General features: G+C 70.1%; 12 protein-coding genes. 6 read left to right on the top strand and 6 right to left on the bottom strand.

Translation table 11 applies throughout. The annotated features are described in order from the left end of the window. The 3 genes from ABS52_07455 (at nucleotide 1) to ABS52_07465 (ending at nucleotide 5975) form a co-directional block, all read left to right on the top strand. Nucleotides 1-3186, top strand: coding sequence for an acriflavin resistance protein (locus ABS52_07455; protein ODT03914.1), 3186 nt, complete (start codon nucleotides 1-3; stop codon nucleotides 3184-3186). A 257-nt stretch (nucleotides 3187-3443) separates the two neighbouring features. Continuing rightward, a complete protein-coding gene (locus ABS52_07460; protein ODT03915.1) occupies nucleotides 3444-4085 on the top strand; it encodes a hypothetical protein in 642 nt (213 codons plus the stop codon). Between the two features lie 1077 nt (nucleotides 4086-5162). After that, nucleotides 5163-5975, top strand: a complete 813-nt coding sequence (locus ABS52_07465) for a hypothetical protein (protein ODT03916.1) — start codon at nucleotides 5163-5165, stop codon at nucleotides 5973-5975. Nucleotides 5976-6008: 33 nt separating this feature from the next. Here ABS52_07465 and ABS52_07470 read toward each other — a convergent pair whose 3' ends face one another. The 4 genes from ABS52_07470 to ABS52_07485 all read right to left on the bottom strand — a co-directional run bounded on the left by ABS52_07470 (nucleotide 6009) and on the right by ABS52_07485 (nucleotide 9558). Continuing rightward, entirely contained in the window at nucleotides 6009-6386 is a 378-nt protein-coding gene (locus ABS52_07470) for a hypothetical protein (protein ODT03917.1), read from the bottom strand. A gap of 127 nt (nucleotides 6387-6513) precedes the next feature. Further along, nucleotides 6514-7392 carry a hypothetical protein gene (locus tag ABS52_07475; GenBank protein ID ODT03940.1) on the bottom strand — a complete coding sequence of 293 codons (879 nt, stop codon included), beginning with the start codon at nucleotides 7390-7392 and terminating at the stop codon, nucleotides 6514-6516. 74 nt (nucleotides 7393-7466) lie between these two features. Continuing rightward, the gene (locus ABS52_07480; GenBank protein ID ODT03918.1) at nucleotides 7467-8525 is read right to left on the bottom strand and encodes a hypothetical protein; all 1059 of its coding nucleotides are present in this window, start codon (nucleotides 8523-8525) and stop codon (nucleotides 7467-7469) included. 94 nt (nucleotides 8526-8619) lie between these two features. Continuing rightward, nucleotides 8620-9558, bottom strand: a complete 939-nt coding sequence (locus ABS52_07485; protein ID ODT03919.1) for a multidrug ABC transporter ATP-binding protein — start codon at nucleotides 9556-9558, stop codon at nucleotides 8620-8622. 251 nt (nucleotides 9559-9809) lie between these two features. On the opposite strand from ABS52_07485, the gene ABS52_07490 reads away from it, so the two are divergent. From ABS52_07490 to ABS52_07500, 3 genes are all read left to right on the top strand, one after another. After that, a complete protein-coding gene (locus tag ABS52_07490; GenBank protein ODT03920.1) occupies nucleotides 9810-11138 on the top strand; it encodes a hypothetical protein in 1329 nt (442 codons plus the stop codon). Nucleotides 11139-11175: 37 nt separating this feature from the next. Next, nucleotides 11176-13656, top strand: a complete 2481-nt coding sequence (locus ABS52_07495; GenBank protein ID ODT03921.1) for a hypothetical protein — start codon at nucleotides 11176-11178, stop codon at nucleotides 13654-13656. Between the two features lie 103 nt (nucleotides 13657-13759). Then, nucleotides 13760-14143 (top strand): hypothetical protein, encoded by a 384-nt coding sequence (locus ABS52_07500; GenBank protein ODT03922.1) that lies wholly within the window; start codon nucleotides 13760-13762, stop codon nucleotides 14141-14143. 72 nt (nucleotides 14144-14215) lie between these two features. On the opposite strand, the gene ABS52_07505 is transcribed toward ABS52_07500, so the two are convergent. Next, nucleotides 14216-15130 (bottom strand): hypothetical protein, encoded by a 915-nt coding sequence (locus ABS52_07505; GenBank protein ODT03923.1) that lies wholly within the window; start codon nucleotides 15128-15130, stop codon nucleotides 14216-14218. A 23-nt stretch (nucleotides 15131-15153) separates the two neighbouring features. Continuing rightward, nucleotides 15154-16758, bottom strand: a complete 1605-nt coding sequence (locus ABS52_07510) for a 1-pyrroline-5-carboxylate dehydrogenase (GenBank protein ID ODT03941.1) — start codon at nucleotides 16756-16758, stop codon at nucleotides 15154-15156. Between the last annotated feature and the right edge of the window lie 220 nt (nucleotides 16759-16978).

The raw sequence follows: 16978 nt of genomic DNA on the forward strand, positions 1-16978 counted from the left end.
ATGTTCATCTCGGATTTCGCGATCAAGCGGCCGATGATCACCGTCGTGGCGATGGTGACGCTGGTCGCGTTCGGGCTGGTCGCCCTCTTCAAGCTGCAGACCGACGAGTTCCCCGACGTCGCCCCCCCCGTGGTGACGGTGGGGCTCGTGTATCCCGGGGCGTCGCCCGATGGCGTCGAGAGCGAGATTCTCGACCCCATCGAGGAGGCGATCTCGGCGATTGCCGGCGTCAAGCACGTGAACGGGCGTGCCGAGGACGGCTTCGGCTTCATCATGGTGGAGTTCAACTTCGACAAGCCGTTGACGGAGGCGACGCAGGACATTCGCGACGCCATCTCGGGGATCCGCCAGGACCTCCCGACGGAGCTCGAGGAGCCGATCATCAAGAAGTTCAACGACACCGACCTCCCCATCGTGGTCCTGTCGCTCAACTCGTCGACGCTGTCGCCGGCGGAGCTGACGCGCCTGGCCGACCCCGGGATCACGCGCGAGCTGCGGTCGATTGCCGGGGTGGCGGAGGTGACGGTCCCGGGCAAGCTGGAGCGCGAGCTGACGGTCGAGCTCCGGCCCGAGGCGTTGCAGGCGGCGGGGGTGGGGGTGTCGCAGGTGGTGCAGGCGCTGCAGCTGCAAAACCTGGCGGCGCCGGTGGGGAGCGTGAAGGGGGCGCTGGATGAGCGCTCCATCCGCCTCAAGGGACGCCTCCAGTCGCCGCAGGAGTTCGAGAACATCGTGGTCGCCGAGCGCAACGGGCAGCTCATCCGCCTGGGGCAGGTGGCCTCGGTGAAGGACGGGACCGAGGAGCAGCGCACGCTGGCGCTCTATGCCGACAGCACCGGGCGCATCCGCGAGTCGGTCGGGATCAACGTCAAGAAGTCGAAGGGGTACAGCACCACCGACGTGGCGTCGCAGATCCTGGCCCGCGTGGAGCAGATCGAGAAGACGCTCCCCGCCGGGACGACGATCGACGTCATCAAGAACTCCGGCCACAACGTCACCAACTCGGTGCGCAACGTGCAGGAGACCCTCGTCGAGGGAGCGCTCCTCACGGTGCTCGTCGTCTTCCTCTTCCTGAACTCCTGGCGGTCGACCGTCATCACGGGACTCGCCCTCCCGGTGTCGGTGCTGGCGTCGTTCATCGCGGTGTGGGCCCTCGGCTTCAAGCTCGAGACCATGTCGCTCCTCGGGCTCTCGCTGGCCATCGGCATCCTGATCGACGACGCGATCGTGGTGCGCGAGAACATCGTGCGGCACGTGGAGATGGGGAAGGATCACTACACCGCCGCGCGCGAGGGGACCGACGAGATCGGGCTCGCGGTGGCGGCGACGACCTTCTCGATCCTCGCCGTCTTCGTCCCCATCGCCTTCATGCCGGGAGTGGGCGGGCAGTGGTTCCAGCCGTTCGCCCTCACCATCGCCTGCTCGGTGCTCGTCTCGCTCTTCGTCTCGTTCTCGCTCGACCCGATGCTGTCGGCCTACTGGCCCGACCCGCACCTGGAGGAGCACCAGAAGAGCGTGATCACGAAGGCGCTGGACCGGTTCAACGACTGGTTCAACGCGCTGTCGGGGCGCTACCGGCAGGTCATCGCCTGGGCGCTCGACCACCGCAAGTCGATGGTGGCCATCTCGCTCGGGACGTTCGTCTTCGCGCTGGCCATGCCGGCCATCAAGATCGGGAACCGGACGCTGGTGGGAGTGGCCTTCTTCCCCTCCGACGACAACGCCGAGTTCAACGTCAAGGTCGAGACCCCGCCGGGATCGAACCTCGACTACACGCGGCTCAAGGCGGAGGAGGTCATCCGCATCATCGCGCGCCACAAGGAACTGGTGCGCTACTCGATGTCGTCGCTCGGCGCCGACGGCAGCTCGGCGGTCGACGTGGCGAGCATCTACGTGAAGATGGTGCCCAAGGACGAGCGCACGCAGAGCGTGGACGCCTTCACGACGATGCTCCGCGAGGAGCTCACGCAGGTGGGCGGGGCGACGATCGCCGTCTTCCCGACCGACTGGGGTGGAGGGCGCAAGCAGGTGGCCATCGAGATGCGCTCCAACGATGCGCAGAAGCTGGCCGAGGCGTCGGAGCGGGCGCTGGCGGCGGTGCGCCAGGTGCCGAACGCGGTGGACGTGGGGCTCTCGTCCAAGGGACAGAAGCCCGAGCTCAACGTCGAGCTGGACCGCGGACTGGCGGGGTCGCTGGGGATCACCGTGGGACAGGTGGCGCAGGCGCTGCGCCCGGCGTTTGCCGGGATCGACGCCGGCGACTGGGAGGACCCGAGCGGCGAGATGCGCGACGTGGTGGTGCGACTCGCCCCCGAGGCGCGGCGCCGTGCCCAGGACCTGCGCCAGCTCCCGCTGGTGGTGCAGGGGCGCAACGGCGTCCCCAGCACCCTCCCGCTCGGGCAGGTGGCGCGGATCGAGAGCGGTGTGGGGCCGGCGGTCATCAACCACCTGGACCGCGACCGCGTGGTGAACGTGGAGTTCAACGTCGCCGGGCGCTCGCAGGGCGAGGTGACCAACGACGCGCAGCGGGCCATCGCGGCGTTGCGGTTGGATCCATCCGTCCGCATCACCCTCGGGGCCGAGGCGCAGCAGCAGAACGAGGTCTTCGGGCAGATCTTCCTCGCCCTCGGGACCGCCCTCCTGCTGATGTACCTCATCCTCGTGATGCAGTTCGGGTCGTTCCTCGACCCGCTGGCCATCATGATGTCGCTCCCGCTGTCGATGATCGGGGTGATGCTGGGGCTGGCGATCACCGGGAACACCATCAACCTGATGTCGCTCATCGGCGTCATCCTGCTGATGGGGATCGTGGCCAAGAACGCGATCCTCCTGATCGACTTCGCCAAGTGGGCGCGCGAGCGGCGCGGGATGCGGTTGCGCGAGGCGCTCATCGAGGCGGGGGCCATCCGGTTGCGTCCCATCCTGATGACGACGTTCGCCCTCATTGCCGGCATGCTCCCGGTCGCGCTCGGGCGGGGGGAGGGGTCGCAGTTCCGGGCCCCGCTGGGGATCGCGGTGATCGGCGGCGTGATCACCTCGACGATGCTCACGCTCGTCGCCATCCCGACCTTCTACGAGATCCTGGACCAGATGCGGACCGCGCTGGCGCGCCGCTTCGGCTTCGGGGTGTCGCAGAAGACGGCGGAGCACCCGGTGCCGGAGGGGGTGGCGACGGCGGCCGGGGATTGAGGCGAGAGACGGGGGACGGGAGAGGGGAGACGGGGGTGCCCCCGGCCGCGCGGTGCGGCCGGGGGCATTTCCTTCCCCGGGCGGGGCAACCGGAGGGGGGCGCGTCGCGTTATCCTTCCCGGACCCCAAACCGGTCCTGGGGCGTCACGCCCTGAATGGAACGGTTGGGCCAACGCGTCGCATTCACCCTTCCGGCGTCATGACGCCGGCCTCCTGATCTTGATCGCGCCCGCCCATGGCGTCGGCGTCGCCCAACCATGCACCCGTCGCCCTTCGCCCTCGTCGCTTCGCTCTCGCTCGAGACCATGGGCGAGGGGTGGGCGTATCTCACGCTCGGGATCTCGTCGATCCTGACCGAGGAGCTGGCGCCGCTGCTGGGGGGGTTCGCGGCGGAACAGGGGCATGTGCAGCTGGCGGGGGTCGTGCTGGCGTGCGCGACCGGCGTCTTCTTCCTCTCGGCGGTGCTGTACTTCGTGGGGCGATGGCGCGCGGCGTGGGTGCGGCTCAAGCTGCGGAACTCGCCCCCGCTGGTGCGCAAGGTGCTGAGCGCGATGCGGTGGAATCCGTGGCGCAGCACCTTCATCGCCCGCTTCGTCTTCGGCGGGCGCATCGCCCTCCCGCTGGCTTGCGGAGCGGCCCACGTCCCGCCGTGGATCTTCCTCACCGGGACGGCGATCGCCTCGGTGGTGTGGGCGGCGCTGCTGGCCGGGCTGGGGTGGGCTTTCGGTGAGGCGGCGGTGCTGGTGGTGGGCGAGGTGCGAAGGTTCGAGGCACCGATCGCGGTGGTGCTGGTGGCGTTAGGCGCGGGGGGGTGGTGGTGGCTGCGGCGGAGACAGGGGCGGTCGTCGCCGGATGCCCGAGGCGACGTGCCGTCTCGGGATGTCGACGCGCCGAGGTAGACACGCCGACATCACTGGGCGTTGGGGCCGAGACGTACGCATTCCACGCCGAAGGACATCGAAATGCTTATGCGGCATGCAAGGCAGAGGACGGCAGCGTTACCGGTCGACTGTGCCGCAGCCATCATCGGAATCACTCCGAACGAAAGAGCGAAGACGGCAAAGCGAAGATGGAGTGTGCGAATGCCAGCGATATGTCGCTACTTCGGCAGCACCAAGTGTTCGAACTGCGAGCGACTCGTGCCTGGGTGGCGACGTGCCGACGATGCCGAGCGGTGCTTCCATGGTCGCAGCGCTCACGCGGCGCCCGAGATCGTCGTGGACAACAAGCACTCTGAGGTCCGACGTGGGATCCGAGAGCGTCTGCAGCGATCCGTGGTCGAGTCTCTGCGCCGATAGACTACGAAGGGTGCGTGCTGCAACAGTGTGCGCGTCGAAAGACACACTGGTATCGGATATCGAAGGGGTGACCTACGACAACGCCAGTTGACCCACTGTCACGCCACGCAAATGGATGGACAGGCGCCGTGATCGTCAGGCCGCGCCGGCCTACGGTCCAGTGGAGGTCCTGGCGAGTCGGGACGGTCGCCATGCCGACGAGCGTGCCGCCCACGACCGGCATATCGGAAGGGACGACCTCGGCGAAGACTTCCGATGATTGCAGCTGCCATCGCTCTAACGACGAGGAGTCGCCGACGCAACCAGTGCACGCTGAGAGCAGAAACTGACACACGCGCCGCGACAGATCATGCATTCTGCACGCCTCAGTCAGAAGTGCGAGTCGACGGATGCGCGCGGGGCAAGCGGTGATGCCACAAGGCCTCTCTTGACCGCCGTTCCAAGGTGGCGGTATAACTCCCTGACGCGTCGAGATCCGCGACGCCGAGGTGTTGGTACTCGCCGAAAGTCGTCCGAGTAAGGTCCTGTTCGGCTCGCTTCGGATACGCGCTGACGTGAAGGGGCTCGGTTGGACTGGCATCGCAGAACACCGCGGTACGTAACGCCCCGTTTGGGCATGCGCGGTTCGTCGCACGTCATCCCGTGGATGATCCGAGTCGGGCAGTCGAGTGTGTGCGCATGATGAAGATTCCGAGCACCCGCACCCTCCTGCTTCCTTGGCTCCTCGCGGCGACGCCGACCGCATACCTCGAGGCGCAAGGCGTCTTGCGAGGGACGGTCACGGATGGCACGCGCCCGCTCCCCGGCGTTGAGTTGCGCCTCGTGCGCGAGGACGATGCGACGGAAGGCAGGCTGCCACGCATCGCCACCACCGGCGACTCGGGCCACTTCCGATTCGAGTCGCTGGTTCCCGGGACCTATTCGATCGCCGCGCGTCGAATCGGATTCCAGCTTCAATCGCGTCGCCTGACGCTGAATCTCGGCCAGCAACTCGACCTGAGCATGGTATTGTCGCCCGTTGCACAGTCGCTCGACACGGTCGCCATCAACGCCGAGGCCGACATCACTCGGCGCTATGGCGGCTCGTCGAGGATGGCGGAGTTCCATGCGCGCCGCGCCCGCGGCGTCGGGCAGTTCGTCACCCGCGAGGAGCTGCTACGGAATACCACGAAAGGAATGGAGGACATCCTCCGGCGCGTGCGCGGGCTCCGCATCCGCCGCCTGGCCGACGGTTCCCTCGAGGTCGTGTCGGCTCGCTGCCAGGGCAACTCGATCCGCCCGTCGCGACCGGGAGAGGTGTCATTCACCGGCACGCAAGTATATGTGAACGGCACGCGCCTCGATTGGCGCACGGCCGGCGAAGTCCTGGCGTCGTTCCACGCCGACGACATCGAAGGTATCGAGGTCTACCGCGGTCCGAGTGAGCTCCCGGCGGATGCCGTCGGCGACGCGTGTGCGGCGATCTTCATCTGGACGCGCGTGGGCTCGTGACGTTGCCCCTCGGCGTCCAAGCCGGCCGGGTCCCTACCTCCCCGCGAGGTTGAGCGCCGTCGCCACCGCGTCCCACAGCTCGTCCGGGGAGAAGGGCTTGGGGAGCACGACCGTGGCCCCAAGGTCGCCCGCCGAGTCGAGGGCGATGAACGAGGAGCGCGAGTCGCCCCCCGACGTCGCGACGATGGGGAGCCCGGGCTGCTGCGCGCGCAAGGCCATGATCGTCTCGATCCCGTCCACGTTAGGCATGTACAGGTCGGTGACCACGAGGTCGGCACGCGCCCGCCCGAACTCGGCCAGCCCCTCGTGCCCATCGCGCGCCGCGACCACGTCGTACCCCTTCATGCGCAGCGCGCGCGACATCAGGTCGCGCATCGCCTCGTCGTCGTCGATGACCAGGATCCGCATCATGCACTCCCCCCAAGTGTCCACACGTACCCCACGGCGCCGGTGGCGCCCTGTCCCGCCGATGCGGAAATCTACCGCCGCGATTGGGCGCGCGGCCCCCCGCGCATCACACAAAATGATGAAATGCCTCTCATGCCGAATCGGTTGCCGCCACCGGGAACTCGTCGGTCTTGAGCGCGGCGCGCCCCGGTGGACCCGACGCGCCGAAGGTGACGATGAGGGCGACCGCCCCGACGATCACGGCCGACGCCAGCAGCATGCGCGGCGTGAGCGACTCGCCGGCCAGCGCCCAGCCGAGGAACACGGCCACGACGGGGTTCACGTAGGCGTACGTCGAGACGCGGGTGGCGCTGGTCACCGTCAGCAGGTACATGTACGCCGAGAAGGCGATCAGCGAGCCGAAGGTGAGGAGGTAGAGGAACGACCACCATGCGATGGGCGGCGTCTCGGCGATCGAGAAGCCGCGCCACTGCCCGGTGGCGGCGGAGAGAACGGAGAGGATGGCGCCGCCGCACAGCATCTGCATCCCGCTGAGGAGCTGCGGCGAGGCCGGGCGGGGCGCGTGCCGCGCGTAAAGCGACCCCGCCGCCCAGCAGGCGGTCCCCACCACCAGCACCAGGGCCCCGCCGCGGTGCACCCCCTCGCCGCCTAACAAGTTTCCGGGGCCGATGAGGATCGCCACCCCCAGCAACCCGGCCACCAGCCCCACCACCACCCCCCGGTGCGGGCGCCGGTCACGGTGCGCCCCCCACTCGAAGAGGACCATCCAGCACGGCGTCACCGCCACCAGGAGCGACGCCACCCCCGAGGGGACGAATCGCTCGGACCAGGCGACGCCGGCATTCGAGATCATCAGCAGCGCCCCGGCGATCGTCGCCGACCGCCAGTGAATGCCCCGCGGCCGCTCTGCGCCGCGCCACCTCCCGTAGAGGTAGAGGATCAGCCCCGCCAGGAAGAAGCGCGCCCCCGCCATCCCCAGCGGCGGGATGTGGGCCACGGTGTACTTGATGAAGAGGTAGGTCGAACCCCAGAGGATGTACACCGCGAGGAAGGCGGCGACGACCGTGGATCGCGCCGCGCGCATCAACGCCACCGGAAGAGGCGAAGGGCAAGGGTGAAGCAGAGCGCCAGCCACCCCAGCATGATCGCCATCTCGCCGCCGACGGCGGCGATGCCGCCCCCCTGCAGCATGGTGGCACGCATCGCGTCGACGAGCGCGGTGAGCGGGAGCGCCTGGATGACCGGTTGCACGGCGTCGGGAAAGTTGGTGGCCGAGAAGAACACCCCCGACCCGACCCACATCGGGAGCATCACGACGTTCATCAATCCCGACGCCCCCTCGATGGTTCGCGCCCGCGACGCGATGAGGAGCCCGATGGCGCCGAACATCAGCGTGCCAGCCACGCAGATCGCGATGAAGGCGCCCACCGAGCCGCGCAGCGGGACGCCGAAGACGGCCATGCCGAAGGCCACGACGACGGCGACCTCCACCACCATCATGGCCAGGCGCATGAAGAGGAACGACAGGAGGTAGTGGGCGCGCGACATCGGCGTGGCGGTGAGGCGCTTGAGGAGCTTCTTGCGCCGGGCGTCCACGATCCCGAAGCCGATTCCCCAGATCCCGCCGCCCATGAGGTTCATGGCCAACAGCCCGGGGAGGACGAAGTCGATGTAGCGGGAGCCGGGCTCGCTGACCAGGGCGTCGCGCACGGCGAGCGGGTCGGTGCGCCCCGCCGCCAGCTGCAGCGCGCGCTCGGCCACCAACCGGGCGGTTCGGGCCTCGGGGCGCGCGGCATCGTAGCGGAACTCGAGCTCGGCGCCCCCCGCGGGAACGACGAGGAGGGCGATACGCCCCGTGCGCAGCGCCGAGGCGGCGGCCGTGTCGTCGTACGCCTCCACCGCCAGCGACGAGTCGCGGGCGAGCGCCGCGCGCACGGTATCGGCCCCCGGGGCCGATGCGAGGACGCCGATGCGCGCCACCTCGGCCGGGCGCGACCGGAAGGCGATCCCGAGCCCGGCCGCGAGGAGGATGGGGAAGACGAAGGTCCAGAAGACCGCCTCGGGTTCGCGGTAGAACTCGCGAAAGCGGGCCAGCGTCAGCTGCAGCAACGGCCCGGAGGGGGCGGTGCGGCCCTGCGGCACCGGCGCCCGCCGCGGCGCGACCGCCGGCGTGCTGGCCGGCGTGCTGGCCGGCGTGCTAGCCGGCGTGCTGGCCGGCGTGCGTGGCGGAGTGGCCTCAGGCATCGCGCAGGTGGCGCCCGGTGAGCGAGACGAAGACGTCCTCGAGCGTCGGCGAGTGCGTCCGCAGCTCGGTGAGCCGCACCCCATGCTGCGACGCGAGGGCGAGGAGGGCGGGGATGGTCTCGTGCGCCGCCGTGACCTGCAACGTGTGCACCGGGCCGTCGCTCCGCACGCGCAGCACCCCCGGGAGCGCCGCCAGCTCGTCGGTCACCAGCGCCCCGCCGTCGCCCAGCGCGCACTCCACGACCTGCTCCGCGCCTAACGACCGAATCAGCTCGCGCGGGGTCCCGAGCGCGATCACCTGGCCGCGGTCGACGATGGCGATGCGGTCGGCGAGGCGTTCCGCTTCGTCCATGTAGTGCGTCGTGAGGACGATCGTCGCCCCGGCGGCGCGCAGCCGCTCGACCAGCTCCCACAGCTGGCGCCGCGACTGCGGATCGAGCCCGGTGGTGGGCTCGTCGAGGAAGAGGAGCTCCGGGGCGCCGGCCAGGGCGCAGGCGATGGACAGGCGCTGCTTCTGCCCCCCGGACAGCGCGTTCACCCGGGCGCCGCGCTTCTCCTCCAGCTGCACCTGCGCCAGCAGCTCGGGCACCGTCGCCCCGCGCGCGTAGAACGAGCGGAAGAGGCGGACCGTCTCCTCGACCGTGAGCTTCTCGGAGAACTGCGCTTCTTGCAGCTGTACGCCGAGCCGCTGGCGCAGGGCGTCGGCGTCCCGCTCCCACCGCTGCCCCAGGACCACCACCTCGCCGCGATCGGGGGCGAGGAGCCCCTCACAGATCTCGATGGTGGTCGTCTTCCCGGCGCCGTTGGGCCCCAGGAGCCCGAAGCACTCGCCGACGCCGACCTGCAGGTCGAGCCCGTCGACCGCCACGACATCGCCGTAGCGTTTGTGGAGGGCGCGAACGTCGAGCGCGAGGGGGGCGTGCTTCGGCACCCCCGCAGTCTAGCGGACTCCCCTCGATGGCGCGAAGGGGGTGGGCACGGGATGCCCCGCGCAGGGTCACCCACGACACGGCCCCCCGGGGCACGGCACGGTTCCCCCGGCGCCCGGGCGGCAACAACTTGTCTGCACGGCTGGTCTTGCGTCCCGCCACCTCCCGCCGATTCCTCCCGATGCCCCAGCGCCCTCCGTCCGACGCCGCCCCTCAGCCGGAAGCCCCCCCTCGGGAGCTGCTGGATCGCGGCGTGCACGAGGGGATCATCACCGAGGCGCAGCGCGACAGGCTCCTGGCGCTCGCGGTCACCGCCGGCGCCCTCCCGCCCGCCCCGTCCCCGATACCACGTCCCGTCGAACGCCCGGCCGGCTTCAACGCCGTGACCGTGGCGTACGGCATCGGGGCGATGCTGGTCCTCTTCGCCTGCGGGTGGTTCCTGGTGGACCGTTGGGCGAAGCTGGGGGCCGGCGGCGTGCTCGCCGTGGTGGCGGCGTATGCCCTCGTCCTCACCGCCGCGGCCCGGTGGCTCCTGGCGCACCGCTTCCGCCTGGCGGCCGACATCTCGACGATGCTCGCCGTCTCGCTCGCCCCGCTCGTGGGGTGGGCGATCCTGTCGATGACCGGGCGATGGCCATCGCTCCCCGCGCCGCACGACCCGCTCCTGCACCACCAGGTCTGGATGGCGTGGCAATGGCTCATCCTCGACCTCGTGCTCCTCCTCGCCGCCCTCGTCGTCCTGCGCAAGCGGCGCATCGTGACCCTCACCTGGCCCATGGCGGTCGCGCTGTGGGCCACCTGGCTCCACGTGGGGCAGATCCTCCGTGGCGAGGACGGCCCCCTCGGCTTCGATCGCTGGCTGATGCTCGCCAACGGGGTGGCGCTCCTCCTCGTGGCCGAGCGCGTCGAGCGTTGGCAGCGGCGCGAGGGGAAGGACGGCGTTGCTGCTGGCGGAACCAACGTCCCGCAGCCGGTCGCGGGCGACTTCGCCAACGCCTTCTGGGTCACGGGGCTCCTCGCCACCGCCGTCGCCTACATGGCCCTCTGGCTCCGCGCCGACCATCAGGCGTGGCGGCACCTCCTTCCGCTCTTCTCGCTGGGGCTGGTCGCGCTCTCGCTCTTCCTGGGACGGCGCGTCGTCCTCCTCTTCGGCGTCGCCGGGCTCCTCGGCTACCTCGCCTTCCTGGCCGAGGACGTCTTCAAGGACTACGTCTCGTTCCCGATCCTCCTGGCCGGCTTCGGGATCCTCCTCATCCTCGCCACGGTCTGGACGCAGACGCGATTCCCGGCCCTGGTGGAGCGGATCGACGCGGGGCGGCGCAGCGATGAGCGCCCCCTCCCGTGGAGTCCCTTCATGGCGGTGCTCCCGGTCGTCTTCTCCCTTGCCATGGCTTCGCTTGCCTGGGTGGACGCGGCGGCGGAGCGCGAGCAGCGCGCATTCCAGGAACGATTGCATCTGCTGCGCCTGCACAGCGGATCGATGAACGCCATGCGGCCGCCGCGGGGAGCTCCCCCGCGCCGGCCACGGTCCGGGACACCCGCCCCGCGCTCCACCGGAAACATTCCGCAGGACTCCTCGTAGATCCCGGGGTCGATATCGCCCTGCCGGAGTCCGTCACATGCTCGTCGCCCTCACCCTCGTCTTCGCCCTCCAGCAAGTCTCCGTTCACGCCGGGTCCCACGGCGAACAGGCGCAGGGGGACAGTGCCAGGCGAAGGGCACGGCGCGACTCGATCCGGTACGAGGCGATCCTGCGGCAAGGGGGGCGCGAGACACGCGCGCCGCGCCGCATTCCACTCACCCCCGAGCTGGAGCGGAGCGCATTCCTGGACACGGCGGCGCGCACCCTCCTGCTGCGGGCCCGGGATGCGCGCATGCGGCAGGACTCGGCGCTGCTCAACTACGACGCGAGCGCGTACCAGCGCCTGTCGGTGGGGATGGGATTCCGCGCCATCGGGCGCGACCGGCTCTTCTTCCGCACCGAGAACGCATCGCGCGTCCGCTGGTCGCGCGGCGGCGGCGTGCACATCGACCTCAAGGGAGCCCGCTCGGTCTTCCCGATGGTGAAGGACAGCGAAGTGGAGATGGACGACACCTCGCCCATTCCCTACTACCCCGGGCGCGAGGAGCTCTGGATCGGCTCGGGGCGCGCGCGCGCGGAAGTGGACGAGCGCGAACTGGTCCATCCCATCGCCATTGGCGCCGAGGCCTACTACCGCTACGCCACGGGCGATTCGCTGACCATCACCCTCCCCGACGGCCGGGCGATCCGGCTGCGGGAGCTGCGCATCGAGCCGCGGCGCCCGGAGTGGAAGCTCTCGGTGGGGTCGTTCTGGTTCGACGTCGATCGCGGGCAGCTGGTGCGGGCGGCGTATCGCCTGGCGGCCCCGCTCGACATCTGGGGGATCGTGGACGAAGAGACGAAGCGCGAGGCCGAGGAGGCGCGTGCGCGGGGCGGGAAGCCGAACCCGGATGACGACGTCCCGCCGTGGGTGAAGGGGATGCTCTCGCCCATGCAGGCGCAGCTCGAGGCGGTGACGATCGAGTACGGGTTGTACGGTGGGCGCTTCTGGCTCCCGCGCGCGCAGTACGCCGAGGGGTGGGCGAGGGCGTCGTTCATGCGCATCCCGTTCAAGATGGAGGAGGCGTTCAAGTACGCGAGCGTGAACGGGACCGACACGCTGCCGGCCGTTCCGGCCATCGCCACGCTGCGCCAGCTGCGCGATTCGCTCTTTGCGGGCGACTCGACGCCGTGGAGCCAGCTCACGCGCGAGCAGCGTGGCGAGCGGATGCATCAGCTGGCGCAGGCCGACTCGTCGCGTCGCGCGGCGCTGGCGTCGCTGCGGACCGATGAATGCGCGAGCGGCGGGTTCTACACGCGCGTGGAGTCGCGCGGCGATGGGGCGGTGACCGCGGTGACGCGCGTTCCGTGCGACAGCACGGTCCTCGCGAGGTCGCCGGAGCTCCCGCCCTCGATCTACGACGAGGGGGAGGCGCTGTTCGGGATCAGCGAGCGCAACGAGCTCATCAAGGCGCTCGGCTTCTCGTTGCAGCCGGTGTGGGCGCCGATGCCGGTGAGGTTGTCGTACGGCCTGGGCCTCATGCGCTACAACCGTGTCGAGGGGTTCTCGGCGGGGGTCGGGGCCACGCAGGTGCTGGGGCGCGGCTACGCATGGGACGCGACGGCCCGGCTGGGCACGGGGGACTGGGTCCCCAATGTCGAGCTGGGGGTGTCGCGCACCAACGGGCGGTCGACGTGGCGCCTGGCGGGGTACCATCGCCTGGCCGTGGCCAACGACGACTGGGGGGCGCCGCTCTCGTTCGGCGCCTCGTTAGGTGCGTTCCTGTACGGCCGCGACGAGGGGTACTACTACCGGTCCACCGGCGTGCAGCTGACGAATGGGCTCGAGCGCGGCGGGGGCCTCTCGACGCGGTTCTTCGCCGAGCGCCAGCGCGACGCCGAGGCCGACACGCGCTTCAACCTGTCGCGGGCGCTGGGGGGCGGGAGCGAGTTCGTGCCCAACATCCGCGCCAGCGAGGCCACGGTGGCCGGGGTGGCGCTGCGCGACCAGCGCTCGGCGGGGCTCGATCCGCAGGGATGGCGCCTCCTCACCGACCTGCGGCTCGAGGGCGGGTGGGCGTCGATCGACAGCGCCGATGCGTCCCTCGCGCGCGGCTACGGCCGCGCGGCCGGCGAGCTGACGGTGAGCCGCGGGCTGGGGAGCCGCATGGCGGCCTCGCTGACCGCCGGCGCCGGCGTCAGCGGCAACGCGCCGCTCCCGCAGCGTGGATTCTACATCGGCGGGGCGCAGACGGTGCGCGGGCAGCTCCTCGGTGCAGCTGGCGGTGTCATGGGGGGCGAGGCGTTCTGGCTCGGGCGCGCCGAGCTGGCGATGGCGGGCGGCGTGGTGCGCCCGGTCCTGTTCGGCGACGTGGGGTGGGCCGGGCGCCGCGCCGACTGGCAGCATCCCGGGCGCCCCGTCAGCGGGGCCGGCATCGGCGCGTCGGTGCTCGACGGGCTCATCCGGCTGGACCTCGCCCGCGGCATCTATCCACGCGAGAAAATGCGGCTCGACCTGTACGTCGAGGCGCGCTTCTAGCCTTCTCGCACCTTCTTGCAGCCGCAGAATGCCCGTCGCACATTCCGCCAGCGCATGCGTTCCCTTTGCGCGACGGCGACCCTTGCGGCGGAGGATCCGATTCATGTGGGAAGACTTCAAGAAGTTCCTCGAGAAGGCGAACGTCGTCGGCCTGGCGCTGGCGGTCATCGTCGGCGGGGCGGCCGGCGCGCTCGTGAAGGCGATGAGCGACGACTTCCTCATGCCGATCATTGGCGCCCTCCTTCCCGAGGGGGAGTGGCGCACCTGGACCCTGGACGTTGGCTCGATCAAGTTCGGCGTCGGCGACTTCCTCGGCGTCTTCCTCAACTTCGCCATCATCTCGTTCGTCGCCTGGCAGATCGGGAAGCTGTTCATGAAGCCGGAGCTGCCGGCACCGCCGCCGCCGCCCACCAAGTCGTGCCAGTTCTGCCTGAGCACGATACCCCAGGCGGCCACCCGCTGCGCGCACTGCACGTCGCAGCTCTAGCCGCGCCCGCCTGAACGCACGCGGGGGCCGGCCATGGTGGCCGGCCCCCGCGTGCGTTCCGGGCGAGGCGCGCTACAGCCGGATGGTCCCCGAGCAGACGAGCACCGAGGCGCCGCCGACCCGGATCCCGGTGATCGCCCCGGCCGCCTTGTCGCACGAGACGTGGAGGAGGCTGGGGCGCCCCATCTCGTACCCCTGCTCCACCGTCCACCGCATCGTCCCATCGGTGGTGGCGTCGCGCATTCCGAGGTAGCCGCCTAACGCCGCGCACGCCGAGCCGGTGGCCGGGTCCTCGGGGACCGACTCGCCGGGGGCGAACATGCGCGCCCGCACCTGGTGGGCCGGGTCCTCCGCGTCCAGGGCGAAGACCATCACCATGTGCGCGGCGATGCCGGCCAGCGCCGACTCCCACAGGTCGAGCTTGAGCCGGGCGCGGCGCACCGCATCGCGCGTGCGGACCGGGACGAAGGTGAAGGGGAGCCCGCACGAGACGGCCTGCGGGTGGAACACCCCGCCCACCAGGTCGTCGACCCCCAACGAGAGCATGGGCGCCAGGACCTCGGCCGGCGGCGATGGCGGGGCGAGCTCGGGGAGCCTCGCCACCGAGAGCTCGCAGTACGTGGGCACGCCGTCCGCCGCGCGGATCGTGACGGGGACGGGGCCCACCCCCTCCTCGAACGTGACCTTCGTCTCGGCGCCGGTGATGGCGACGTCGCCGAGGGAGGCCAGCACGAAGGCCGTCCCGACCGTGGGGTGCCCCGCGAACGGCACCTCGCCCCCCGGCGTGAAGATCCGCACACGTCGCGTGTGCCGCGCGTCGTCGGGCGGGAGGACGAAGGTCGACTCGGAATAGTTGAACTCCCGAGTGATGGCGTGCATCTCCTCGGTCGAAAGCCCGCGCGCGTCGGGGATGACCGCCAGCTGGTTACCCCCGAAGCGCGTGGACGTGAAGACGTCGGCGGTGTGGTACGCGTAAGTCCGTGTCACTCGTCTTCTCGTCTTCTCGTCTTCTACTCTTCTCCCATGAACGGGTACTGGTACGCCACCGGTGGCACGAACGTCTCCTTGATCGACCGCGGGCTCACCCAGCGCAGCAGGTTGAGCTTCGACCCGGCCTTGTCGTTCGTCCCGGAGCCGCGCGAGCCGCCGAACGGCTGCTGCCCCACGACGGCACCGGTGCACTTGTCGTTGATGTAGAAGTTGCCGGCCGCGTTGCGCAGCGTGACCAGCGCCTCGCGCACCGCCTGGCGGTCGCGCGAGAAGACGGCGCCGGTGAGGCCGTAGGGCGACGTGCGATCGACCGTCTCGAGCGTCTCGTGCCACTTGTCGTCGTCGTAGACGAAGACCGTGAGCACCGGCCCGAAGATCTCCTCGCACATCAGGCGGTAGTCGGGGGTGGGCGCCTCCACGAGCGTGGGCTCGATGAAATACCCTTCCTCGCCGCGCGCCCCGCCGCCGGCGATGATCTTCGCGTTCTGCTTCGCGTCCGCCAGGTACCCCGAGATCTTGTCGAAGGCCCGCTTGTCGATCACCGCGCCCATGAAGTTGCGGAAGTCACGCGTGTCGCCCATGCGGATGTCGTTGATCATCGCGACCATCGCATCGCGCACCGCGGGCCACAGCGACTTCGGCACGTACGCGCGGCTCGCCGCCGAGCACTTCTGTCCCTGGTACTCGTACGCGCCGCGCACCAGCCCCACCGCAAACGCCTGCGCGTCGGCCGAGGGGTGGGCGATCATGAAGTCCTTCCCCCCCGTCTCGCCCACGATGCGCGGGTACGAGCGGTAGTTCGCCATGTTGCTCCCGATCGTCTTCCACATCGAGTTGAAGACGCCGGTGCTCCCGGTGAAGTGCACGCCGGCCAGGTCGCGGTGCGAGAGGACCTTGTCGCTGATCATGACCGGGTCGCCGGGGACGAAGTTGATCACCCCGGGCGGAAGCCCCGCCTCTTCCAGCAGCTTCATGATGTAGTAGCCGGAGAGCATCGCCGTCGCCGCCGGCTTCCAGACGATCCCGTTCCCCATCAGCGCCGGTGAGCCGGCGAGGTTGCCGCCGATGGCGGTGAAGTTGAACGGCGAGATGGCGTAGACGAATCCTTCGAGCGACCGGTAGTCGCTCATGTTCCACACCCCCGCGCTCGACATCGGCTGCTCGTGGTAGATCTCCTGCGCGTACTGTGCATTGAGGCGCCAGAAGTCGATCAGCTCGCAGGCGGCGTCGATCTCGGACTGGAAGACCGTCTTCGACTGGCCCAGCATCGTGGCCGCGTTCACCGTGTCGCGCCACGGCCCGGCCAGCAGGTCGGCCGCCTTGAGGAAGACCGCCGCCCGGTCTTCCCAGCTCCACTGCGACCACTCCTTCTGCGCCGTCACCGCCGCCTGGATGGCGAGGTCGACCTGCGCCGGGTTGGCCTTGTGGTAGTCGGCCAGGATGTGGGCGTGCTTGTGCGGCATGACCGCATGCCCGATGTCGCCCGACCGGAACTCCTTCCCCCCGATGATGACCGGGACCTCGATCCGCTCCGACGCCATCGACGCGAGGCGCTTCTTCAGCGAGGCCTTCTCCGGCGAGCCCGGAGCGTAGGCGCGGACGGGTTCGTTCGCGGTGGGCGGGATGCGCCGGACGCCGTTGAAGCCAGTGGCGCCGGGTCGCTGGGCGGAATCGGTCATGGGAACCTTGGATTCGGTGAGAAGGTCTCTATGGGGCTGCCGCGGAAGTGCCGTACGTGTAACCGGCACCCGGGCAAGATAGTCCGGTGAAAAATGCGGTGCCATCGCCGTCGGGATCGCGGCCTCCGCCGCGTGTCAGGTAGCTTGCAGCGTTTCCTCTTCCCCC

The organism is Gemmatimonadetes bacterium SCN 70-22 (assembly GCA_001724275.1).
Lineage (GTDB): Bacteria > Gemmatimonadota > Gemmatimonadetes > Gemmatimonadales > Gemmatimonadaceae > SCN-70-22.

Excerpts from the sequence above, each read along its gene's own strand:
- ABS52_07465 (ODT03916.1), top strand. The coding sequence starts at position 5,163 with ATGATGAAGATTCCGAGCACCCGCACCCTCCTGCTTCCTTGGCTCCTC.
- ABS52_07455 (ODT03914.1), top strand. The coding sequence starts at position 1 with ATGTTCATCTCGGATTTCGCGATCAAGCGGCCGATGATCACCGTCGTG.
- ABS52_07495 (ODT03921.1), top strand. The coding sequence starts at position 11,176 with ATGCTCGTCGCCCTCACCCTCGTCTTCGCCCTCCAGCAAGTCTCCGTT.
- ABS52_07470 (ODT03917.1), bottom strand. The coding sequence starts at position 6,386 with ATGATGCGGATCCTGGTCATCGACGACGACGAGGCGATGCGCGACCTG.
- ABS52_07460 (ODT03915.1), top strand. The coding sequence starts at position 3,444 with ATGCACCCGTCGCCCTTCGCCCTCGTCGCTTCGCTCTCGCTCGAGACC.
- ABS52_07500 (ODT03922.1), top strand. The coding sequence starts at position 13,760 with ATGTGGGAAGACTTCAAGAAGTTCCTCGAGAAGGCGAACGTCGTCGGC.